Origin of the sequence: Bacteroides sp. B1-V-101 (assembly GCF_023656585.1) — a bacterium.
In the GTDB taxonomy this organism is placed as follows: Bacteria; Bacteroidota; Bacteroidia; order Bacteroidales; family Bacteroidaceae; genus Bacteroides; species Bacteroides thetaiotaomicron.
Window position 1 is genome coordinate 1 of record NZ_JAMOKH010000043.1, and the last position, 24,360, is coordinate 24,360.

The following is a 24,360-nucleotide window of genomic DNA, read 5'->3' on the forward strand; positions in this document are numbered from 1 at the left end:
GGTGGTTATAGCACGAGGGTTCCACCTCTTCCCATTCCGAACAGAGAAGTTAAGCCTCGTCACGCCGATGGTACTGCGTAACAGTGGGAGAGTAGGTAGCCGCCATTTTTAGAGAAGCCCTTCCGGTAGAAATACCAGAAGGGCTTTATTGTTTTTTGTCCTTCTGAAATTTGTGACATCATTTTTAACAGCAATAATCCTCATAATACCTATTAAAAAAGTGAATATTTACTGGTAATTTGTATGTTATGAGGATATTTATTTGTATCTTTGTCGCCCGAATTGTAATCTAACGATTTAAAAAAGAGAGAAGCTTTGGGAAAGTTTGATAAATACAAAATTGATTTGAAAGGCATGCAAACAGACTCTGCTAAGTATGAGTTTGTTTTGGATAACCTTTACTTCGCCCACATTGATGGTCCTGAAGTTCAGAAAGGAAAAGTAAATGTTACTTTGACTGTGAAAAGAACCTCTCGTGCTTTCGAACTGAGCTTTCAGACAGACGGTATAGTATGGGTACCATGCGACCGTTGCCTGGACGAAATGGAGCTACAGATCACTTCGTCTGACAAACTGATGGTGAAGTTTGGACATGAATATGCAGAGGAAGGCGACAACCTGATTGTGATCCCTGAAGAAGAGGGAGAAATCAACGTTGCATGGTTCATGTATGAATTCGTTGCACTCTCTATCCCAATGAAGCATGTGCATGCTCCGGGTAAGTGCAACAAAGCTGTTACTAGCAAGTTGAGCAAGCATCTCAAAACAGATGCCAATGAAGATAGCGATGAAGTCTTCGAAACAGGTGGAGATGATATCGTAGTTGAGGAGGAAATGGAGGAACAAATTGATCCCCGTTGGAATGAATTAAAAAAAATATTAGATAATAATTAAAGTTTTAAGAAAATGGCACATCCTAAGAGAAGACAATCAAAAACAAGAACAGCAAAGAGAAGAACTCATGATAAGGCAGTAGCTCCTACATTGGCTATTTGTCCGAATTGCGGAGAATGGCATGTTTATCACACTGTATGTGGCGCATGTGGTTACTACAGAGGTAAGCTCGCTATCGAAAAAGAAGCAGCTGTATAATTAGTACAGTATACTCAAGACAGCCGAGGGGGAAAACTCTCCGGCTGCTTTAAGTATTATAGTATCGCTAATTTAAAATAGGTTTGATGGAAAAAATAAATGCAGTAATCACAGGAGTTGGAGGATATGTACCCGATTATATCTTGACTAATGAAGAGATATCAAAAATGGTAGATACCAACGATGAATGGATTATGACTCGTATTGGAGTAAAGGAAAGACATATTCTGAATGAGGAAGGATTAGGTAGCTCATACATGGCACGCAAAGCTGCCAAGCAGTTGATGAAGAAGACCGGAGCCAATCCTGACGATATTGATTTGGTTATTGTTGCTACTACTACTCCTGACTATCACTTCCCTTCTACAGCTTCTATTCTTTGCGATAAACTCGGACTGAAAAACGCATTTGCTTTCGATTTGCAGGCCGCTTGTTGCGGTTTCCTGTATTTGATGGAAACAGCTGCTAACTTCATTCGTTCGGGAAGATATAAGAAAATTATCATTGTCGGTGCCGATAAGATGTCGTCAATGGTTAACTATACAGATCGTGCTACATGCCCTATCTTTGGTGACGGTGCCGCTGCTTTTATGATGGAGCCCACTACGGAAGATTTAGGTGTTATGGATTCGATATTGAGAACTGATGGTAAAGGCCTGCCTTTCCTCCACATGAAAGCTGGTGGTTCGGTTTGTCCTCCGTCTTATTTCACTGTAGACAATAAAATGCACTATCTGCACCAGGAAGGAAGAACAGTGTTCAAATATGCGGTTTCAAGTATGTCGGATGTATCGGCTGCAATTGCAGAAAAGAATGGTCTGACTAAAGATACTATTAACTGGGTGGTTCCCCACCAGGCGAATGTACGTATCATTGAAGCTGTGGCTCATCGCATGGAACTCCCGATGGATAAAGTGTTGGTGAACATTGAGCATTATGGTAACACAAGTGCCGCTACGCTTCCTCTGTGTATCTGGGATTTTGAGGATAAACTAAAGAAAGGTGATAACATTATATTTACAGCATTCGGCGCCGGATTTACATGGGGTGCGGTTTATGTAAAATGGGGTTATGACGGAAAAAAGGAATCGTAACGTAAGTTACTGAATTATAACACAAAAAACGCATCCTATTTCGATTCGATGCGTTTTTTTGTCTCAACCAATAAAATAAAGAGAAATGCATAAAGCAGGTTTTGTAAACATCGTAGGGAATCCGAATGTCGGAAAGTCGACATTGATGAATGCTTTGGTGGGAGAACGTATATCAATTGCTACCTTCAAAGCGCAGACTACCCGTCACCGAATTATGGGAATTTATAATACGGATGATATGCAGATTGTTTTTTCTGATACTCCGGGAGTATTGAAACCTAACTATAAGTTGCAGGAGTCGATGCTGAACTTCTCAACCTCTGCATTGACAGATGCGGATGTACTGCTTTATGTGACTGACGTGGTGGAGACGCCCGATAAGAATAATGAGTTTATGGGAAAGGTGCGTCAGATGACGGTTCCTGTCCTGTTGCTTATCAACAAAATAGACCTTACGGATCAGGAGAAGCTGATCAAACTGGTCGAAGAGTGGAAGGAGTTGCTTCCGCAGGCTGAGATTATCCCTATTTCCGCCGCATCCAAGTTTAATGTAGACTATGTGATGAAGCGTATTCAGGAACTGTTGCCTGATTCTCCTCCTTATTTCGGCAAAGATCAGTGGACGGATAAGCCTGCCCGTTTCTTTGTGAATGAGATTATCCGTGAAAAGATTCTGCTATATTATGATAAGGAAATCCCTTATTCGGTGGAAGTAGTAGTGGAAGAATTTAAAGAGGAAGCGAAAAAAATACATATCCGGGCAGTGATTTATGTGGAACGTGATTCACAAAAAGGAATCATTATCGGCAAGCAGGGAAAAGCATTGAAAAAAGTAGCTACCGAAGCACGCCGGGAATTGGAACGTTTCTTTGGAAAGACGATTTTCCTGGAAACTTATGTGAAGGTTGATAAAGATTGGCGTAGTTCGGATAAGGAACTGCGGAACTTTGGTTATCAGTTAGATTAAGAGTATTCATGCGACTGGGATAGTCGTGAAAAACAAGGTATTGAGCTATGAATAATTTAGTTGCAATTGTAGGACGTCCTAATGTGGGCAAGTCTACCTTATTTAACCGTCTGACGAAAACTCGTCAGGCAATTGTGAATGAAGAAGCGGGTACAACCCGTGACAGACAGTATGGCAAGTCCGAATGGCTGGGCCGTGAGTTCTCCGTGGTAGATACCGGCGGATGGGTAGTGAACTCTGACGATATCTTTGAAGAGGAAATCCGGAAGCAAGTATTGCTGGCTGTGGAGGAAGCAGACGTTATTCTGTTTGTAGTGGATGTGATGAACGGAGTGACTGACCTGGATATGCAGGTTGCGACTATCTTGCGACGTGCTAACAGCCCGGTGATTATGGTTGCCAACAAGACGGATAATAATGAATTACAATATAACGCTCCTGAGTTTTATAAATTAGGATTGGGCGATCCGTATTGTATCTCTGCTATCACCGGAAGTGGTACAGGTGATTTGATGGACTTGATCGTCAGCAAATTCAATAAAGAGACTTCGGAAATTCTGGATGATGATATTCCCCGCTTTGCTGTAGTAGGACGCCCGAATGCAGGAAAATCCTCTATTGTAAACGCGTTTATCGGAGAAGACCGTAACATTGTAACGGAGATCGCCGGAACAACCCGTGACTCTATTTATACTCGTTACAATAAATTCGGATTTGATTTTTATCTGGTAGATACAGCCGGTATCCGTAAAAAGAATAAGGTGAACGAGGATTTGGAATACTATTCGGTAGTCCGTTCGATTCGTTCGATTGAAAACGCGGATGTCTGTATTTTGATGCTTGATGCTACAAGAGGTGTTGAAAGCCAGGATTTGAATATTCTTTCTTTGATTCAGAAAAATCAGAAGGGGCTGGTAGTCGTGATTAATAAGTGGGACCTGATAGAGGATAAAACGGCGAAAATGATGAAGGAGTTTGAAGCGACTATCCGTTCACGTTTTGCTCCCTTTGTGGATTTCCCGATTATATTTGCTTCTGCATTGACCAAACAGCGTATCCTGAAAGTGCTTGAAGAAGCTCGTAACGTGTATGAAAACCGTACGACGAAGATACCGACTGCCCGTCTGAACGAAGAGATGCTTCCGTTGATTGAGGCATATCCACCCCCCTCCAATAAAGGTAAATATATCAAGATCAAATATATCACGCAGTTGCCGAATACACAAGTGCCTTCATTTGTATATTTCGCCAATTTGCCGCAGTATGTGAAGGAACCGTACAAACGTTTCCTGGAAAATAAAATGCGTGAGAAGTGGAATCTGACCGGTACACCGATCAATATTTATATCCGACAGAAGTAAAAGGTATATTCGTATGAATAAAAAGAAATTGCCCGGCAATATTTCATTGCCGGGCAATTTCTTTTTATTTATGAGGATTATTCGTCTTTATTTAACTGGAAGTCCTTACGGCGCAAAACGAAACTGTTACTCAAGTATTTTTCACGTACGATCTTGTTTTCTGCCAATTCTTCCGGTGTTCCCTGAAACAGGATCTTGCCTTCGAACAGCAGATAAGCGCGGTCAGTGATACTTAATGTTTCCTGCACATTGTGGTCGGTAATCAGGATACCGATGTTTTTATCCTTCAGCTTCCACACAATCTGCTGAATATCTTCTACTGCGATAGGGTCTACTCCGGCAAACGGTTCATCGAGCATAATGAACTTCGGGTCGATGGCAAGACAACGGGCGATTTCCGTACGACGGCGTTCACCTCCGGACAACTGGTTACCCTTGTTCTTGCGTACCTTCTGAAGGCGGAACTCAGCGATCAGACTTTCGAGCTTGTCTTTTTGATAATCTTTGGGCTTATTGGTCATTTCGAGTACAGAAGCGATATTGTCTTCTACACTCATCTGACGGAATACGGAGGCTTCCTGTGCAAGGTATCCGATACCTGTCTGCGCCCGTTTGTATACTGGAAACTTGGTTATCTCAAGGTCGTCGAGGAAGATTCGTCCTTCATTAGGAGTGATCAGTCCTACGGTCATATAGAATGAAGTCGTCTTACCGGCACCGTTCGGTCCCAGCAAACCCACAATTTCACCTTGCTTCACGTCGATGGATACATGGCTTACAACGGTTCGTTTACCGTACTTCTTAACCAGGTCTTCCGTGCGAAGCACCATCTTGCTTTCTTCCATATTCTAGTTATTTTGCGGCAAATGTAGTAAAAATAAGCTGAAATAATGTACATTTGCAGACAAATAGTGTGAGTTATGATAAAAGCATTGAGAACTGTCGGACGATATATCATGCTGATGGGACGTACTTTTTCCCGTCCCGAGCGTATGCGTATGTTTTTCCGGCAATACCTTAACGAGATGGAGCAACTGGGTGTGAACTCCATCGGCATCGTGTTGTTGATTTCGTTTTTCATCGGCGCGGTGATTACTATTCAGATAAAATTGAATATTGAAAGTCCATGGATGCCTCGCTGGACAGTGGGATATGTGACTCGTGAAATTATGTTGCTGGAGTTCTCCTCTTCTATTATGTGTTTGATTCTGGCGGGAAAGGTAGGCTCGAACATTGCTTCAGAACTGGGAACGATGCGGGTGACGCAGCAGATTGACGCACTTGAAATAATGGGTATAAATTCCGCCAATTATCTGATACTACCCAAAATAACGGCCATGGTAACTGTGATTCCTGTATTGGTGACGTTTAGTATTTTTGCCGGTATCATCGGTGCTTTTTGTACCTGTTGGTTTGCCGGTGTGATGAATGCGGTCGATCTGGAATATGGATTGCAGTATATGTTTGTCGAATGGTTTATCTGGGCGGGTATCATAAAATCCCTTTTCTTTGCCTTTATTATTGCAAGTGTTTCTGCCTTTTTCGGTTATACGGTAGATGGTGGTTCCATTGCTGTAGGAAAGGCTTCTACGGATGCTGTGGTAAGCAGTAGTGTGTTGATTCTGTTTGCAGATTTGGTATTAACTAAACTTTTGATGGGATGATTGATATTAGAGGACTTTATAAATCATTTGAGGATAAAACGGTATTGAGTGATATCAATGCGTCTTTTGAGAATGGAAAGACAAACCTGATTATCGGTCAGAGCGGCTCCGGTAAAACGGTCTTAATGAAATGTATCGTAGGCTTGCTTACTCCTGAAAAAGGAGAAGTGCTGTATGACGGACGTAACCTTGTCCTGATGGGGAAGAAGGAGAAAAAGATGCTTCGTAAGGAGATGGGGATGATTTTCCAGAGTGCGGCGCTTTTTGACTCCATGTCGGTGCTGGATAATGTAATGTTCCCGCTGAATATGTTTAGCAACGATACACTGCGTGACCGTACCAAGCGTGCCATGTTTTGTCTGGAACGTGTGAATCTGACCGAGGCGAAAGATAAATTTCCGGGTGAAATCAGTGGTGGGATGCAGAAGCGTGTGGCCATTGCCCGTGCTATCGCATTGAATCCGCAGTACCTGTTCTGTGACGAACCGAACTCCGGGCTGGACCCCAAAACGTCATTAGTTATTGACGACTTGATTCATGACATCACTCAGGAGTATAACATGACGACTATCATCAATACCCATGACATGAATTCTGTGCTGGGAATCGGTGAGAAAGTGATTTATATTTATGAAGGACATAAAGAATGGGAAGGGACGAAAGATGATATCTTCACTTCTACCAATGAACGGCTGAATAACTTTATCTTTGCTTCGGACCTGCTTCGTAAAGTGAAGGATATGGAAGTGCAGAATATGGAAGGCTGACGGAAAAGTAAATAGAAGGACATAAAAAAACTTCTGTCATCATGTGGCAGAAGTTTCTTTTTTTTCTTAGCTATATTAGCGTCGGCAATTAAGCTCTGGGTCTAGCTTCTTTAACTACCATTGTACGGCCCATGTACTCTGCACCGTTCAATTCTGCGATTGCTTTAGCAGCTGCTGCATCGTCTTCCATTTCGATGAAAGCAAATCCTTTGGATTTACCGGTTTCACGATCCATAACTACTTTAACTGATGATACTGCTCCGTAATCTTCCATCACTTGTTGCAGATCTCCTTCCTTAACACGGTAGTTAAGGTTTCCAACATAAATGTTCATAATGAAAATGATAAAAAAATAAATAAATGAATAAAACTCTCTGGATAGATGGTTACTAATAAAAAGATTAAAACGACAGAGAGTTTACAAATGCGTTTTCGAAACAGAAGTAAAAACCTTGTAATCAAATCGAGAAACTAATGGTCCATCAATCCGCAGCAAAGAAAAGAATAATTTTTGGATTGACCATCTTTTTCTTACTTTAATTTGCAGGTAACGAGAAAAAAAGAAGGATGCGTGGCTAGTGAACCGCTGCCTGTCATGCAATTGTCACTTGGATATTCCAAAATAGATGCGAAATAAATCTGCAATGTCTTTTGAAAATTGAAAGATTAGCACTAATTTTGCACCCTCGTTTGAGTTAGAACAAAGTATAAATCAAATAAATAATTGTCAGAATGAACGTTTCATTACAAAACATTGACAAAGTAAGCGCACAGCTTACTGTGAAGCTTGAGAAAGCCGACTATCAGGAAAAAGTAGACAAATCGTTGAAATCATTCCGTCAGAAGGCACAAATGCCGGGATTCCGTAAAGGAATGGTTCCGATGAGCCTGGTTAAGAAGATGTATGGTAAATCAGTGATTGCAGAAGAAGTGAATAAGGTACTGCAAGAAGCTGTTTACAACTATATTAAAGAAAATAAGGTGAACATGCTGGGCGAACCGTTGCCTAACGAAGAAAAACAGCAGGTTATCGACTTCGATACAATGGAAGAATTCGAGTTTGTGTTCGATATCGCTCTGGCACCTGAATTCAAAGCTGAAGTAAGCGCTAAAGATAAAGTGGATTACTATACGATCGAAGTATCGGATGAAATGATCGAAAACCAGGTGAAGATGTATACTCAGCGCACTGGTAAATACGACAAAGTGGACGTTTACGAAGATAACGACATGCTGAAAGGTCTGTTGGCTCAGCTGGACGAAGAAGGTAATACGAAAGAAGGCGGTATTCAGGTAGAAGGTGCAGTATTAATGCCTTCTTATATGAAGAACGACGATCAGAAAGCTATCTTTGCTAATGCAAAAGTAAATGATGTACTGGTATTCAACCCGAATGTTGCTTACGACGGACACGCTGCTGAACTTGGTTCTCTGTTGAAGATCGACAAGGAAATCGCTAAGGATGTGAAGTCTGACTTCAGCTTCCAGGTAGAAGAAATCACTCGTTTCGTACCGGGTGAACTGACTCAGGAAGTATTTGACCAAGCATTTGGTGAAGGTGTAGTGAAGACTGAAGAAGAATTCCGCGCTAAGATCAAAGAAGAAATCGCAGCAAGATTTGTTGCTGACAGCGATTATAAATTCCTGATCGACATTCGTAAAGTGATGATGGACAAAGTAGGTAAGCTGGAATTCTCTGATGCATTGCTGAAACGTATCATGTTGCTGAACAACGAAGAAAAAGGCGAAGAATATGTAGCTGAAAACTACGATAAGAGTATCGAAGAACTGACTTGGCACCTGATCAAGGAACAGCTGGTAGAGGCAAACGATATCAAAGTAGAGCAGGAAGATGTGCTGAAGATGGCGAAAGAAACTACCAAAGCACAGTTCGCTCAATACGGAATGTTGTCTGTCCCCGAAGATGTACTTGATAACTATGCACAGGAAATGTTGAAGAAGAAAGATACTATTAACAACCTGGTAAGCCGCGTAGTGGAAGTGAAGCTGGCTGCAGCTTTGAAAGCTCAGGTCACTTTGGAGAACAAGAACGTTTCTATGGAAGAATTCAATAAAATGTTTGAATAATCGTTCGGTTGAATAGAATATAAAGTCACAGAAACACAGAGTTTTTATAAAATTATAACTCTGTGTTTTTTTGTGTCTATGTGTTCTTTTTCGTTTCTTTGCACTTACGTTTATAATAAATTTAATTAGAAAGGAACAATAACATGGATGATTTTAGAAAATACGCAACCAAGCATTTAGGAATGAATGGCATGGTGCTGGACGATGTGATTAAATCGCAAGCCGGGTATTTGAATCCCTATATTCTCGAAGAGAGACAGCTGAATGTAACTCAGCTCGATGTATTCTCCCGACTGATGATGGATCGCATTATTTTTCTGGGTACACAAGTAGATGACTATACGGCAAACACGCTTCAGGCGCAATTGCTCTATTTGGACTCTGTAGACCCGGGTAAGGATATCTCTATCTATATCAATTCTCCGGGTGGTAGTGTATATGCCGGATTGGGTATTTACGATACCATGCAGTTTATTTCAAGTGATGTTGCTACTATCTGTACAGGTATGGCTGCTTCGATGGCTGCTGTATTACTGGTAGCCGGTGCCGAAGGCAAACGTTCTGCATTGCCGCATTCACGTGTGATGATTCACCAGCCGATGGGCGGTGCGCAGGGACAGGCTTCAGATATTGAAATCACAGCCCGTGAAATTCAGAAATTGAAGAAAGAACTTTATACGATCATCGCCGATCATTCGCACACTGACTTTGATAAGGTATGGGCTGATTCGGACCGTGATTACTGGATGACAGCTCAGGAAGCGAAAGAATACGGAATGATTGATGAAGTATTGATTAAAAAATAAAAATGGCTGATTCAAAGACAAAGAAAAAGTGTAGCTTCTGTGGTCGGTCGGAGAATGAAGTCGGATTCCTGATCACAGGAATGAACGGCTATATCTGCGACAGCTGCGCTACCCAGGCTTATGAGATTACTCAGGAAGCACTGGGCGAAGGCAGAAAAAGGGCCGGAGCTACCAAACTCAACTTAAAAGAACTGCCCAAACCGGTAGAAATAAAGAAATTCCTCGATCAGTACGTAATCGGACAGGATGATGCGAAGCGCTTTCTTTCCGTATCGGTTTACAACCATTATAAGCGTCTTTTGCAGAAAGACAGCGGTGATGATGTAGAGATTGAAAAATCAAACATTATCATGGTGGGTAGTACCGGAACCGGGAAAACATTGCTGGCACGTACTATTGCCAAGTTGCTTCATGTTCCGTTTACGATTGTAGACGCTACGGTATTGACGGAAGCCGGTTATGTCGGTGAAGATATTGAAAGCATTCTGACCCGTTTGCTTCAGGTGGCAGACTATAATGTGCCGGAGGCTGAGCAAGGAATTGTGTTTATCGATGAGATAGACAAGATTGCCCGCAAAGGAGACAATCCTTCTATCACTCGCGACGTAAGTGGAGAAGGGGTGCAGCAAGGTTTGCTGAAATTGCTTGAGGGATCGGTGGTGAACGTTCCTCCCCAGGGAGGCCGTAAGCATCCCGACCAGAAAATGATTCCGGTGAATACCAAGAACATTCTCTTTATCTGTGGTGGTGCTTTCGATGGTATTGAAAAGAAAATCGCCCAACGGCTGAATACGCATGTGGTAGGATATACCGCATCGCAAAAAACGGCAGTGATCGATAAGAATAATATGATGCAGTACATTGCTCCTCAGGATTTGAAGTCATTCGGACTGATTCCCGAAATTATCGGTCGTCTTCCGGTGCTGACTTATCTGAACCCGCTGGACCGCAATGCACTCCGTGCTATTCTTACCGAACCGAAAAACTCTATCATCAAGCAATATATCAAGTTGTTTGAAATGGATGGTATCAAGCTGACATTTGAAGATTCTGTTTTCGAATATATCGTTGACAAGGCTGTAGAATATAAGTTAGGTGCCCGCGGGTTGCGTTCTATTGTGGAAACAATCATGATGGATGTCATGTTTGAAATCCCTTCAGAGAGCAAAAAAGAGTATAAGGTAACGCTGGATTATGCAAAACAACAGCTGGAAAAAGCGAATATGGCAAGGCTGCAAACTGCTTAATATCAAATAGTAAGGCTATTAAAAATGATTGTTTCTGTTTTTTCTTGAAAATATTAGTCGTATTTTGCTTGGTAATTACGAAGTTGTTTATAACTTTGTTTGGCTCTCTTGCAATGGAGGGCTTTACTTAAAGTTAAACCATGAACTGAATAAAACAACCTAAGTTAAGATGGCAGGGAAGATTAATTTAACAGATGAACTGAAAAAGTATTTCGGATTTAATAAGTTCAAGGGAAACCAGGAAGCAATCATTCAGAACTTGCTTGATGGTAAAGATACCTTTGTGCTAATGCCTACCGGTGGCGGAAAATCTTTATGCTATCAGTTACCTTCGCTCTTGATGGAAGGTACGGCAATTGTTATTTCTCCGCTCATTGCGTTGATGAAGAATCAGGTGGATGCAATGCGCAATTTCAGTGAAGAGGATGGCATCGCCCATTTTATAAATTCTTCATTAAATAAAGGCGCAATAGACCAAGTAAGGTCTGACATCCTTGCCGGAAAAACAAAATTGCTATATGTGGCTCCTGAGTCATTGACAAAGGAAGAAAACGTAGATTTTTTGCGTTCGGTGAAAATATCGTTCTATGCGGTAGACGAAGCTCATTGTATTTCCGAATGGGGGCATGACTTCCGTCCGGAGTATCGGCGAATTCGTCCGATCATTAACGAAATAGGGAAAGCTCCCTTGATTGCGCTTACTGCAACAGCAACACCGAAGGTACAGCACGATATCCAGAAAAATCTGGGGATGGTGGATGCACAGGTTTTCAAATCTTCGTTCAACCGTCCGAACCTTTATTATGAGGTACGCGCAAAGACTAACAATATTGATAAAGATATCATCAAGTTCATCAAGAACAACTCGGAAAAGTCGGGCATTATCTATTGCCTGAGTCGGAAGAAAGTAGAGGAACTTGCTGAAATTCTTCAGGCAAACGGAATAAACGCGCGTCCTTATCATGCAGGTATGGACTCAATGACGAGAACGAAAAACCAGGATGATTTCCTGATGGAAAAGGTGGAAGTGATTGTGGCTACCATCGCTTTTGGTATGGGAATCGACAAGCCGGATGTACGGTTTGTGATCCATTATGATATCCCGAAGAGTCTGGAAGGGTATTATCAGGAGACTGGACGTGCCGGTAGAGACGGTGGCGAAGGCCAGTGCCTGACCTTTTATACAAACAAAGACTTGCAGAAACTGGAAAAGTTCATGCAAGGAAAACCTGTGGCAGAACAGGAAATTGGCAAGCAGCTTCTGTTGGAAACCGCTGCTTATGCCGAATCTTCCGTGTGCCGGCGCAAGACATTGCTGCATTATTTCGGTGAAGAATATACGGAAGAAAATTGTGGAAATTGTGACAACTGTTTAAACCCTAAAAAACAAGTGGAGGCTCAAGAGTTATTATGTGCCGTGATTGAAGCGATTATCGCGGTGAAAGAAAATTTTAAGGCAGATTATATCATAGACATACTACAAGGTAGAGAAACGTCGGAAGTACAGGCTCACCTACACGAAGACCTCGAAGTGTTCGGTTCGGGTATGGGCGAAGAAGACAAAACATGGAATGCAGTGATCCGGCAAGCTTTGATTGGCGGTTACTTGAGCAAAGATGTGGAGAATTATGGTCTCTTGAAAGTGACGGAAGAGGGGCATAAGTTCCTGAAGAAGCCAAAATCATTCAAGATTACTGAAGATAATGATTTTGAAGAAACGGAAGAAGAAGTACCTGCACGTGGCGGTGGCTCTTGTGCGGTAGACCCGGCTCTTTATTCAATGCTGAAGGACCTACGGAAGAAGCTGTCCAAGAAACTGGAAGTTCCTCCTTATGTCATTTTCCAGGATCCGTCTTTGGAAGCAATGGCTACCATCTACCCGGTGACATTGGATGAACTGCAGAATATTCCGGGCGTAGGTGCCGGAAAGGCGAAACGCTATGGTGAAGAGTTTTGTAAACTGATCAAACGTCATTGCGAAGAGAATGAAATCGAACGTCCGGAAGATTTACGTGTACGTACAGTTGCCAATAAGTCAAAGATGAAGGTGGCTATCATTCAGGCTATCGACCGTAAAGTGGCGCTGGACGATATCGCTCTTTCCAAAGGAATCGAGTTTGGTGAACTGCTGGATGAAGTGGAAGCAATCGTTTACTCCGGAACTAAACTGAATATTGACTACTTCCTGGAAGAAATTATGGATGAAGATCATATGCTCGATATCTATGATTACTTCAAGGAATCTACGACAGACAAGATTGATGATGCTCTTGACGAACTGGGCGATGAATTTACCGAAGAGGAAGTCCGACTGGTGAGAATCAAGTTCATCTCTGAAATGGCTAATTAAAAAAGCGAAAAAAATAGGCGTGCAGGTATGCTGTTTTGAATAAAAACCGTATATTTGCACGCAATAAATTTTTAAACGCACAGCCCTATGTCATTTATTGCTGATAAGATTGTAATGGATGGGTTAACTTACGATGACGTATTGTTGATCCCCGCTTATTCTGAAGTTTTACCGCGCACTGTCGATCTCTCGACAAAGTTTTCAAGAAACATTGAGTTAAAAATACCTTTTGTGACGGCTGCCATGGATACGGTTACCGAAGCGAAAATGGCTATTGCCATTGCCCGTGAAGGTGGTATCGGTGTGATTCACAAAAATATGTCTATTGAGGAGCAGGCAAGACAAGTTGCCATTGTAAAGCGTGCTGAAAATGGTATGATTTACGATCCTGTTACTATCAAGAGAGGTTCTACTGTCAGTGACGCTTTGGGAATTATGGCTGAATATAAAATCGGTGGTATTCCTGTAGTGGATGATGAAGGTTATCTGGTAGGTATCGTTACTAACAGAGATTTGCGTTTCGAAAGAGACATGACAAAGCATATTGATCTTGTTATGACTCCTAAAGAAAGATTGGTTACTACCAATCAGTCTACCGATCTGGAATCTGCTGCACAGATTCTTCAAAAACATAAGATTGAAAAGTTGCCGATTGTAGGAATGGATGGCAAACTGATCGGTCTTGTTACATATAAAGATATTACAAAGGCAAAAGATAAACCGATGGCTTGTAAAGATGCCAAAGGTCGTCTGCGGGTAGCTGCAGGTGTCGGCGTTACTGCTGATACGCTGGATCGTATGCAGGCATTGGTGGATGCCGGTGCAGATGCTATCGTAATCGATACGGCTCACGGACATTCTATGTACGTTATTGAGAAACTGAAAGAAGCAAAGAAACGCTTCCCGAATATTGATATCGTGGTAGGTAACATTGCTACCGGAGAAGCTGCGAAGGCTTTGGCAGAAGCTGGTGCTGATGCTGTGAAAGTAGGTATCGGTCCGGGTTCTATCTGTACGACTCGTGTTGTTGCAGGTGTAGGTGTTCCTCAGTTGTCGGCTGTATATGATGTAGCCAAGGCACTAAAAGGTACAGGTGTTCCTCTGATTGCTGATGGTGGTTTGCGCTATTCCGGTGATGTGGTAAAAGCATTGGCTGCCGGCGGATATTGTGTGATGATCGGATCATTGGTTGCCGGAACAGAAGAGTCTCCGGGTGATACTATCATCTTTAATGGACGTAAATTCAAATCATATCGCGGTATGGGTTCATTGGAAGCAATGGAGAATGGCTCTAAAGACCGTTATTTCCAGAGTGGAACTGCCGACGTGAAGAAATTGGTTCCGGAAGGTATTGCTGCTCGTGTTCCTTATAAAGGTACACTTTATGAAGTAGTTTATCAGTTGTCTGGTGGTCTTCGTGCAGGTATGGGATATTGCGGTGCTGCTAATATTGAAAAACTTCATGATGCGAAGTTTACTCGTATTACAAATGCCGGAGTGATGGAAAGTCACCCGCATGATGTGACGATTACCAGTGAATCACCTAACTATAGCCGTCCGGAATAATTTATATAAACGGTAAACGATTAACGGTGAACGGTGAACAGGCTGTATGGCATATGTTCGTTGTTCACCGTTTGTCGTTTTTAAATAAAAATCAATGATGAAAAGAAATCTGCTTTTAGGATGGATAAGTCTCTTCGGAGTATTAGCTTTCGCTCAGGAAGATCCCGTAGTGATGCGGATTAATGGGAAAGAAATACCTCGTTCGGAGTTTGAATACTCCTATCGCCGGCATACGGACGGTAATGGTACGAAATTGTCTCCTAGAGAATATGCGGAGCTTTTCATTCTGTCTAAGTTGAAAGTGGAAGCGGCCAGAGCGGCCGGACTCGACACTACTTCGGCTTTTCGCAAGCAACAGCAGGCTTATCGGACAAATTTGCTGAGGTCATACCTTCTGGATGATCAGGAAATGGATGGCAATGCCCGTATTCTATATCAGAAGATGAAGGAAAATGTACGTGGCGGACAAGTGCAGATACGGCAAATTTACAAATATCTGCCTCAGACCATTACATCCCGGCATTTACAGGAGGAACAGGCTCGCATGGACTCTATTTATCAGGTGATACAAAATCAGCCGAGTGTGAATTTTGCCCGTTTGGTAGATCGGTTTTCGGATGATAAACGTTGCCGGTGGATAGAAAGTTTACAGACAACATCGGAGTTTGAGGAGGCTGCTTTCTCTTTAGCAAAAGGTGAAATATCCAAACCTTTTTTTACTCCGGAGGGGATTCATATTCTGAAAGTCATAGATCGAAAGGAAGTGCCTGCATATGAAGTCGTTAGTGACAGTCTTCTGAATCGTTTAAGGCGTCAGCCGTTGGATAAAGGAACGGAAGCCATCGTAGAGCAATTGAAAAAGGAATACCAGTATATTCCCAATATGGAGTCTTTGGAAGAAGTATTGCAGAAAGGTGGAACGGAACGGGCTTTGTTTACCATCAACGGGCAGGCATATACAGGAGAAATGTTTAAGCGGTTTGCTTCATCCCATCCTCAGGCTGTAAAACGGCAGTTGAATGGCTTTATAGCAAAATCTCTGCTGGATTATGAGAGTCAGCATATGGAAAGAAAACATCCGGAACTTCGTTATACTTTGCAGGAATATGCTGAGAAATGTCTGGCTGAGGAAATCGTGCATCAGAAAGTAGATTTACCGGCTGTTAACGACTGGGCGGGATTGGCTACTTATTTTAAGTTTCATTCATCGGATTACCGATGGGAGCATCCCCGATACAAAGGAGTAGTGTTGCATTGTGCAGATAAAAAGACTGCTAAACAGGCTAAAAAGCTACTGAAAAAAGTTCCGGAGAATGAATGGGAGGATATGCTTCGCAAAACATTTAATACATCCGGTGCTGAAACAATTAAAATTGAACAGGGTGTTTTTGCCGATGGAGATAATAAATATATAGATAAATTGGTCTTTAAGAAGGGCACTTTTGACCCTGTAGTGTCTTATCCTTTTACTATTGCTGTAGGCAAAAAACAGAAGGGACCGGAGGATTACAGAGAGGTAATTGATCAGGTGAGAAAAGATTATAGAAGCTATCTTAACGCATATTGGGAGCAAGAATTGAGGGAGTCTGGTAAGGTTGAAATAAACCAAGAGGTTTTAAAAACAGTTAATAATAACTGATGTAACCGATTATTCACTATCTTCGTACCTTAAATAAGTAGATTTGAATTGACAATGCGAATATTAGTCCTCTTACTAATTACCCTTCTCTGTTGTGGAGCGTGCAAAGAGCAGTACGACCACAAAGGCAAGACTGCATTGGTGGAGGTAGATGGTAACTTTTTGTATAAAGAAGATTTGATGTCTGTACTACCGGTCGGATTGTCAAAAGATGATAGCATTCTTTTCGCCGAGCATTACATTCGTAGCTGGGCGGAGGAGATTTTGTTGTATGAAAAAGCTGCGAATAATATTCCGGATAATGTGGATGTAGATAAGCTGGTGGAGAATTACCGGAAAGCTTTGATTATGCATACCTATCAGCAGGAATTGATAAACCAAAAACTGACGAATGATATTTCGGAACAGGAAATAGCGGATTATTATGAGAAAAACAAGGAATTGTTTAAACTGGAATCTCCGCTGATCAAGGGATTGTTTATTAAAGTACCGTTGACGGCACCTCAGCTGAACAATGTTCGCAGATGGTACAAGACGGAAAAACAGGATGCTGTGGAAAGTCTGGAAAAATATAGTTTGCAGAATGCGGTGAAGTATGAATACTTTTACAATAAATGGGTTCCGGTTACGGATGTTCTGGACCTGATTCCATTGAAAGAGGCGTCACCGGAGCAATATGTAGACAAGCACCGACATGTGGAACTGAAAGATACGGCATTTTACTATTTCCTCAATGTGAGCGATTATCGCGGGGCAGGTGAAGAGAAACCGTATGAGTTTGCCCGGTCGGAAGTGAAGGATTTACTGGTCAATCAGAAACGGGTGAACTTTATGGAACAAGTGAAGAATGATCTGTATCAGCAGGCTGTAAACAAGAAGAAGATTATATACAATTATTAAATACAAAGAATGAAGAAGTTTGTGAACTTTAGATTTATTGTTACCCTTGTCCTGGCAGTATTTGCCAACGTGGTAACTTATGCACAGGACAATGTAATTGATGAGGTAGTTTGGGTAGTAGGTGACGAAGCTATTTTGAAATCAGATGTAGAAGAGGCCCGTATGGATGCCTTGTACAATGGACGCAGATTTGAAGGCGATCCTTATTGTGTAATACCCGAAGAAATCGCTGTGCAGAAGTTATTCCTGCACCAGGCAAAGTTGGATAGTATCGAAGTTTCCGAAGCGGAAATCATTCAGCGTGTAGATATGATGACCAATATGTATATCCAGCAGATTGGTTCTAAGGAGAAAATGGAGGAATACTTCAATAAGACTGCTACTCAAATTCGTGAAACGTTGCGCGAAAATGCACGTGATGGACTGACAGTACAGAAGATGCAGCAGAAACTGGTAGGAGATATCAAGGTAACTCCGGCAGAAGTACGCCGATATTTCAAGGATCTTCCTCAGGACAGTATCCCTTATATTCCGACTCAGGTAGAGGTGCAGATTATTACACTGCAACCTAAAATTCCTATTGCGGAAATTGAAGATGTAAAGAGACGTCTGCGCGATTATACAGACCGTGTGACAAAGGGTGAAATTGATTTTTCTACACTGGCACGTCTGTATTCCGAAGATAAGGCTTCTGCTATCAAAGGTGGTGAACTTGATTTTATGGGACGTGGTATGCTGGATCCGGCTTATGCCAATGTAGCATTCAGTCTTCAGGACCCGAAGAAAGTATCCAAGATTGTAGAATCTGAATTTGGTTATCATATTATCCAGCTTATCGAGAAACGTGGCGACCGTGTGAATACCCGTCACATTCTGTTGCGTCCGAGAGTATCTGAAAAGGAGTTGACTGAGGCTTGTGCCCGTCTGGATTCTATTGGCGATGATATCCGTCAGAATAAGTTTACATTTGATGAGGCTGCCTCTGTGATTTCACAGGATAAGGATACTCGTAATAATCACGGTCTTATGGTGAATACGAATGAGCGTACAGGTATCACTACTTCTAAGTTCCAGATGCAGGATTTGCCTCAGGATGTTGCGAAAGTGGTGGATAAGATGAATGTAGGCGAAATTTCCAGAGCCTTTACGATGATTAACGAGAAGGATGGAAAAGAAGTTTGTGCCATTGTAAAACTGAAAGCAAAGATCAACGGTCATAAAGCTACCATTGCAGAAGACTATCAGGACCTGAAAGAAATCGTGATGGATAAGCGCCGGGAAGAAATGTTGCAGAAGTGGATTCTGAACAAACAAAAACATACGTATGTACGTATTGACCCGAATTGGCAGAAGTGTGACTTCAAGTATCCGGGTTGGGTAAGGAACGATTGATGTTTAAACAGCTTGACTTTATATGCTGAAACAAAACAAAAAAGATAAACAGCAAGACGGGCATAGATGGCTTCTTATAGGCTTTCTATGCCTGTTTGCCGTATGCCTTGTGGCGCAGGTGAAGCCTACCGGACAGACTAAAAAGGCTGAGACTCCGGCTGCGAAAACTCCAAATGGAACGAAGCAAACTGATAAAGATATCAAGAAAGAGCCCGAAAATAAGAAGACGAAAGTATATTTGCTTCATGCCAATCAGGGACAGGCCGACAAGCTTGCCCGACCGGATGTTCAGGTACTGATTGGGAATGTAAAGCTGCGTCACGACAGTATGTATATGTTTTGTGACAGTGCTTTGATTTACGAGAAAACCAATTCGGTAGAAGCATTCAGCAATGTACGTATGGAGCAGGGGGATACCTTGTTTATTTACGGTGATTATCTTTACTACGACGGGATGACACAGATTGCGCAGATTCGTGAGAACGTAAAGATGATCAACCGGAACACGACGCTTCTGACCGATAGTCTGAATTATGACCGTCTTTATGATCTCGGTTATTATTTCGAGGGCGGTACTTTGATGGATGAAGAGAATGTGTTGACCTCGGATTGGGGAGAATACAGTCCGGCTACCAAACAGTCGGTATTCAATCATGATGTGAAATTGGTGAATCCCAAGTTTGTCCTGACGTCGGATACACTGAAATATAATACTTTTTCCAAGATTGCTACCATTCTCGGTCCTTCGAATATCGTAAGTGACAATAATCACATCTATTCGGAACGAGGCTTCTATAATACACTCAGCGAACAGGCTGAATTGTTGGACCGTTCTATCCTGACGAATGAGGGAAAGAAGTTGATTGGTGACAGTTTGTTTTATGACCGGAAAGTGGGATACGGTGAAGCGTTCGATAATATACGAATGACGGATACCATTAACAAGAATATGTTGACCGGCGATTATTGTTTCTATAACGAATTGACCGACTCTGCTTTTGCTACCAAACGTGCAGTTGCTATTGACTATTCACAAGGAGACAGTCTCTTTATGCATGGAGATACGTTGCAGCTTATTTCCTATAATCTGAATACGGACTCTGTTTTCCGCCTGATGAAAGCTTATCATAAGGTACGTATGTACCGGACGGATGTACAGGGAGTTTGTGACTCACTGGTTTATAATTCAAAAGACTCTTGTCTGACCATGTATACCGATCCGATTCTTTGGAATGAAGGTCAGCAACTGCTTGGTGAGGAGATCAAGATTTATATGAATGACAGTACCATTAACTGGGCCCACATTATCAATCAGGCACTGACGGTGGAGATGAAAGATTCTGTTCATTATAACCAAGTGTCCGGTAAAGAGATGAAAGCCTATTTCGAAAATGGTGATATGCGTCATATTGAAGTGATAGGTAATGTGATGACCGCTTTCTACCCGGAAGAAAAAGACAGTACGATGACCGGATTTAATAATATGGAGGGGAGTGTGCTCCATCTTTATATGAAAGAGAAGAAGATGGAAAAAGGGATGTTCGTAGGTAAGTCCAACGGAACATTATATCCGATGGATCAGATCCCTCCCGACAAGTTGCGGCTATCTACATTTGCCTGGTTTGACTATGTCCGCCCTTTAAATAAAGAAGATATATTCAACTGGAGAGGCAAGAAGGAAGGAGAGACACTGAAACCAACCACCGACCGGAAGCCAAAGACAGATAAGCGAAGTTTAATTAATATGAAGTAATATGGGAATGTTTTTCAATTCGATGAGAAAACCTCGAGGCTTTAATCATCAATACATTTACGTAAACGAGCGGAAAGAAAAGCTTGAGAAGATGGAGGAGAAGGCGAAACGCGAGTTGGGAATGCTTCCGGATAAAGAATTCAGTCCCGAAGATATCCGTGGTAAGTTTGTCGAAGGTACGACGCACCTGAAGCGCAGAAAGGCAAGTGGCCGTAAGCCTGTATCTTTTGGAACCATATTGATTATCATAGCTTTCCTTTTATATTTGTGGCATTATTTAGCGACGGGAAGCTGGTCATTTTAACTACTAAATAAACTATGAGCGATATAATTCATTTGTTGCCTGATTCGGTAGCTAATCAGATTGCTGCCGGTGAAGTGATACAACGTCCGGCATCTGTTATTAAAGAGCTAGTGGAGAATGCGATCGATGCAGATGCTCAAAATATACATGTGTTAGTTACGGATGCCGGTAAGACCTGCATCCAGATTATAGACGATGGAAAGGGAATGTCCGAAACGGACGCGCGACTTTCCTTTGAACGCCATGCGACTTCTAAGATTCGGGAAGCAGCGGATTTGTTTGCTTTGCGTACGATGGGGTTTCGTGGAGAAGCACTGGCTTCCATTGCAGCTGTGGCGCAGGTTGAACTGAAAACACGGTTGGAATCGGAAGAACTGGGAACAAAACTGGTGATTGCAGGCTCCAAAGTCGAAAGTCAGGAAGCTGTTTCCTGTTCCAAGGGAAGTAACTTCTCTGTGAAGAATCTGTTCTTCAACGTGCCCGCCCGTCGCAAGTTCCTGAAAGCTAATTCAACAGAACTAAGTAATATTCTGGCAGAGTTTGAACGTATTGCTTTGGTTCATCCCGAAGTAGCCTTTTCGCTTTACAGCAATGATTCCGAACTGTTTAATCTGCCTGTATCTCCTTTGCGGCAACGTATTCTTGCTATCTTCGGCAAGAAGCTGAATCAACAGTTGCTGAATATAGAGGTGAATACTACGATGGTGAAAATCTCAGGCTACATAGCGAAGCCGGAAACTGCCCGTAAGAAAGGTGCTCACCAATATTTCTTTGTCAACGGGCGTTATATGCGCCATCCTTATTTTCATAAGGCAGTGATGGAGGCTTATGAACAGTTGATTCCCGTTGGCGAGCAAGTTTCTTACTTTATTTATTTTGAAGTGGATCCGGCTAATATCGATGTGAATATTCATCCCACTAAGACAGAAATCAAGTTTGAGAATGAACAGGCTATCTGGCAAATACTTTCGGCATCAGTAAAGGAGTCGTTGGGCAAGTTCAGCGCCATTCCTTCCATTGATTTCGATACGGAAGATATGCCGGATATTCCTGCATTTGAGCAGAATCTGCCTCCTGCACCTCCGAAGATTCATTATAATTCGGATTTCAATCCGTTCAAAGTATCTTCCGGTGGAAGTGGCGGCGGATCATATAGCCGTCCGAAGGTGGAATGGGAAGGACTGTATGGTGGATTGACCAAGGCAAGTAAGATGAATGAGCCTCAGCAGGAACCGGAAATGGATTGGGAAAATTCTCCTTTCGAGGAAGAACCGATGGTTGCTGAAGAGAAAACTATTTCGGCGGTATCTGCCGCTTCCTCCACTTTCTCATCGGCCTCCTCTACTTTATATGCCAATGAATCGGTGATTGAGAAAGGGAATCTGCATTTGCAGTTCAAAGGTCGTTTTATTCTGACTTCGGTGAAATCCGGATTGATGTTGATCGACCAGCATCGTGCGCATATCCGCGTACTTTTTGATCGGTATATGGTGCAGATAAAACAAAAACAAGGTGTTTCGCAGGGAGTGCTTTTCCCCGAGATATTACAGCTGCCTGCTTCAGAAGCGGCTGTCCTGCAAGGAATCATGGATGATTTGTCGGCGGTAGGTTTCGATCTGAGTGATTTGGGTGGCGGTAGTTATGCTATCAATGGCATTCCTTCGGGGATAGAAGGATTGAATCCGGTTGAGTTGGTACGGAATATGCTACATACAGCTATGGAAAAAGGGAATGATGTGAAGGAGGAAATCCAGAATATCTTAGCTTTAACACTCGCACGTGCGGCGGCTATTGTATATGGTCAGGTATTGAGTAATGAGGAAATGGTAAGTCTTGTAGACAGTCTTTTTGCCTGTCCTTCACCAAATTACACTCCGGATGGCAAAACAGTCTTGACAACAATCAAGGAAGAGGACATCGAGAAATTATTCAAATAAAACAAATAAAATCATCATTTCTTAAAACCTTTTAGTTCAGTTCGTGTTATTTAAATAGTTCAACAAAGAAAAGATTATAATAACCACTTAACTATTAGGTATATGAAAAAGATTCTAATGTTGCTGGCTTTTGCCGGCGTTGCGTCTGTCGCTTCTGCGCAGCAAACCGTGACTGTAACTGAATACGAGGTTATTCAGGTACAAGATAAACATCAAGTAATAACTAACCCATTCTGGAGCAACTGGTTCTTCTCTGTAGGAGGCGGTGCACAGGTATTATTTGGTAATAACGACCATATCGGAAAATTCAGAGATCGTATTGCTCCGACATTGAATGTGTCAGTTGGTAAATGGGTAACACCCGGTTTCGGGTTACGTATGCAATATAGCGGACTGCAATCCAAAGGATTCACCACCAATGAATCTGCAAATTATGTAGTCGGTGGCCCGAGAGAAGATGGCTCCTACAAACAGAGATGGGACTATATGAATCTTCATGGCGACTTGCTGATTAATCTGAATGCACTTTTCGGTGGTTACAATCCGGATCGCGTATATGAGATTATTCCGTATATCGGTGCCGGTTGGGCTCATTCTTATTCTAAGCCTCATACAAACGCTGCTACCTTCAATGCAGGTATTATCAACCGTTTCCGTTTGTCAAACGCTGTAGATTTGAACCTTGAACTGAGTGCAACAGGGCTGGAAGGTAAATTTGATGGTGAACACGGTGGCAAACCCGATTATGATGGTATCTTAGGTGCTACTCTCGGTGTGACTTATTACTTCCCGACCCGTGGATTCCAACGTCCTGTTCCACAGATTATCTCCGAACTGGAATTGAGACAGATGCGTGATCAGATGAATGCTATGGCAGCCGCAAATATGCAGTTGCAGCAACAGTTAGCCAATGCACAGCAGCCTGTAGTGGAAGAAGCTGAAGAAGTCGTTGTAACAGATGCCAACATTGCACCGCGTACTGTATTCTTCAAGATCGGTTCAGACAAATTGTCTCCACAAGAAGAAATGAACTTGTCATATCTTGCCAGCAAGATGAAAGAATTCCCGAACATGACCTATACAATCAACGGATATGCAGACTCTGCAACCGGTACTCCTTCTATCAACCAGAAGTTAAGTCTGGAACGTGCACAAGCTGTAAAGGACCTGTTGGTTAAGAAATATGGCATCTCTGCAGACAGACTGTCTGTTGCAGCAGGTGGTGGTGTCGACAAGTTCGGTCAACCGATTCTGAATCGTGTGGTATTGGTAGAATCAGCTCAATAATACATTTGATATTGTAATATAGATACGGCTGTTAAGTGGGCCGTATTTATGAAAGGAAAGACTTGCTCAGGTAAAGATATCCCTCGGATACTTTACATGGGCGAGTCTTTTTGTTTCCAATGATTTGCATATCCTATAATTTTTTG

Annotated in this window: 21 protein-coding genes and 1 rRNA gene; 20 read left to right on the top strand and 2 right to left on the bottom strand. The window is 42.3% G+C overall.

What is annotated here, in order from left to right:
- From rrf to der, 6 genes are all read left to right on the top strand, one after another.
- A 5S ribosomal RNA gene (gene rrf, locus NBH01_RS22125) occupies positions 1-108 on the top strand; the annotation flags it as partial.
- A 207-nt stretch (positions 109-315) separates the two neighbouring features.
- On the top strand, positions 316-894 hold the full coding sequence (locus NBH01_RS22130; RefSeq protein ID WP_055298847.1) for a YceD family protein: 579 nt from the start codon (positions 316-318) through the stop codon (positions 892-894).
- 12 nt (positions 895-906) lie between these two features.
- Positions 907-1,092, top strand: coding sequence for a 50S ribosomal protein L32 (rpmF, locus tag NBH01_RS22135; RefSeq protein WP_002562387.1), 186 nt, complete (start codon positions 907-909; stop codon positions 1,090-1,092).
- Between the two features lie 86 nt (positions 1,093-1,178).
- Positions 1,179-2,186: a beta-ketoacyl-ACP synthase III gene (locus NBH01_RS22140; RefSeq protein WP_008760764.1), complete on the top strand. Its 1,008-nt coding sequence runs from the start codon at positions 1,179-1,181 to the stop codon at positions 2,184-2,186.
- A gap of 85 nt (positions 2,187-2,271) precedes the next feature.
- Positions 2,272-3,153 carry a GTPase Era gene (gene era, locus NBH01_RS22145; RefSeq protein ID WP_008760765.1) on the top strand — a complete coding sequence of 294 codons (882 nt, stop codon included), beginning with the start codon at positions 2,272-2,274 and terminating at the stop codon, positions 3,151-3,153.
- A gap of 47 nt (positions 3,154-3,200) precedes the next feature.
- The gene (gene der / locus NBH01_RS22150) at positions 3,201-4,514 is read left to right on the top strand and encodes a ribosome biogenesis GTPase Der (RefSeq protein ID WP_008760766.1); all 1,314 of its coding nucleotides are present in this window, start codon (positions 3,201-3,203) and stop codon (positions 4,512-4,514) included.
- Positions 4,515-4,591: 77 nt separating this feature from the next.
- Here the strand turns inward: der and lptB are convergent, their stop codons facing one another.
- The gene (lptB, locus tag NBH01_RS22155; RefSeq protein ID WP_008760767.1) at positions 4,592-5,359 is read right to left on the bottom strand and encodes an LPS export ABC transporter ATP-binding protein; all 768 of its coding nucleotides are present in this window, start codon (positions 5,357-5,359) and stop codon (positions 4,592-4,594) included.
- Positions 5,360-5,434: 75 nt separating this feature from the next.
- Here lptB and NBH01_RS22160 point away from each other — a divergent pair, with 75 nt between their 5' ends.
- Positions 5,435-6,178 (top strand): MlaE family ABC transporter permease, encoded by a 744-nt coding sequence (locus NBH01_RS22160; RefSeq protein ID WP_008760768.1) that lies wholly within the window; start codon positions 5,435-5,437, stop codon positions 6,176-6,178.
- Positions 6,175-6,945, top strand: a complete 771-nt coding sequence (locus tag NBH01_RS22165) for an ABC transporter ATP-binding protein (RefSeq protein WP_008760769.1) — start codon at positions 6,175-6,177, stop codon at positions 6,943-6,945. The genes NBH01_RS22160 and NBH01_RS22165 overlap by 4 nt, the downstream gene beginning before the upstream one ends.
- A gap of 88 nt (positions 6,946-7,033) precedes the next feature.
- On the opposite strand, the gene rbpC is transcribed toward NBH01_RS22165, so the two are convergent.
- Entirely contained in the window at positions 7,034-7,279 is a 246-nt protein-coding gene (rbpC, locus tag NBH01_RS22170) for an RNA-binding protein RbpC (protein ID WP_004297160.1), read from the bottom strand.
- Between the two features lie 398 nt (positions 7,280-7,677).
- Between rbpC and tig the strand changes: the two genes are divergently transcribed.
- The 12 genes from tig to NBH01_RS22230 all read left to right on the top strand — a co-directional run bounded on the left by tig (position 7,678) and on the right by NBH01_RS22230 (position 24,214).
- Positions 7,678-9,033 (top strand): trigger factor, encoded by a 1,356-nt coding sequence (gene tig / locus NBH01_RS22175; protein ID WP_008764110.1) that lies wholly within the window; start codon positions 7,678-7,680, stop codon positions 9,031-9,033.
- Positions 9,034-9,176: 143 nt separating this feature from the next.
- Positions 9,177-9,839 carry an ATP-dependent Clp endopeptidase proteolytic subunit ClpP gene (clpP, locus tag NBH01_RS22180; RefSeq protein WP_004297164.1) on the top strand — a complete coding sequence of 221 codons (663 nt, stop codon included), beginning with the start codon at positions 9,177-9,179 and terminating at the stop codon, positions 9,837-9,839.
- A 2-nt stretch (positions 9,840-9,841) separates the two neighbouring features.
- Positions 9,842-11,086, top strand: coding sequence for an ATP-dependent Clp protease ATP-binding subunit ClpX (gene clpX, locus NBH01_RS22185; protein ID WP_008760771.1), 1,245 nt, complete (start codon positions 9,842-9,844; stop codon positions 11,084-11,086).
- A 169-nt stretch (positions 11,087-11,255) separates the two neighbouring features.
- Complete coding sequence (gene recQ / locus NBH01_RS22190; RefSeq protein WP_008764112.1) at positions 11,256-13,436, top strand: DNA helicase RecQ; 2,181 nt, start codon at positions 11,256-11,258, stop codon at positions 13,434-13,436.
- 87 nt (positions 13,437-13,523) lie between these two features.
- Positions 13,524-15,002, top strand: a complete 1,479-nt coding sequence (gene guaB, locus NBH01_RS22195) for an IMP dehydrogenase (protein WP_008760772.1) — start codon at positions 13,524-13,526, stop codon at positions 15,000-15,002.
- 94 nt (positions 15,003-15,096) lie between these two features.
- Positions 15,097-16,641, top strand: a complete 1,545-nt coding sequence (locus NBH01_RS22200) for a peptidylprolyl isomerase (RefSeq protein ID WP_250700310.1) — start codon at positions 15,097-15,099, stop codon at positions 16,639-16,641.
- 54 nt (positions 16,642-16,695) lie between these two features.
- Positions 16,696-17,541 (top strand): peptidylprolyl isomerase, encoded by an 846-nt coding sequence (locus NBH01_RS22205; RefSeq protein WP_008760774.1) that lies wholly within the window; start codon positions 16,696-16,698, stop codon positions 17,539-17,541.
- Between the two features lie 9 nt (positions 17,542-17,550).
- On the top strand, positions 17,551-18,933 hold the full coding sequence (locus tag NBH01_RS22210) for a peptidylprolyl isomerase (RefSeq protein ID WP_074856027.1): 1,383 nt from the start codon (positions 17,551-17,553) through the stop codon (positions 18,931-18,933).
- 22 nt (positions 18,934-18,955) lie between these two features.
- Positions 18,956-20,686: an OstA-like protein gene (locus tag NBH01_RS22215; RefSeq protein ID WP_008760776.1), complete on the top strand. Its 1,731-nt coding sequence runs from the start codon at positions 18,956-18,958 to the stop codon at positions 20,684-20,686.
- A 1-nt stretch (position 20,687) separates the two neighbouring features.
- Positions 20,688-20,990 (top strand): hypothetical protein, encoded by a 303-nt coding sequence (locus NBH01_RS22220; RefSeq protein ID WP_055298846.1) that lies wholly within the window; start codon positions 20,688-20,690, stop codon positions 20,988-20,990.
- 14 nt (positions 20,991-21,004) lie between these two features.
- Entirely contained in the window at positions 21,005-22,927 is a 1,923-nt protein-coding gene (gene mutL / locus NBH01_RS22225; protein WP_008760778.1) for a DNA mismatch repair endonuclease MutL, read from the top strand.
- A 102-nt stretch (positions 22,928-23,029) separates the two neighbouring features.
- On the top strand, positions 23,030-24,214 hold the full coding sequence (locus tag NBH01_RS22230; RefSeq protein ID WP_008760779.1) for an OmpA family protein: 1,185 nt from the start codon (positions 23,030-23,032) through the stop codon (positions 24,212-24,214).
- Positions 24,215-24,360: the final 146 nt, after the last annotated feature.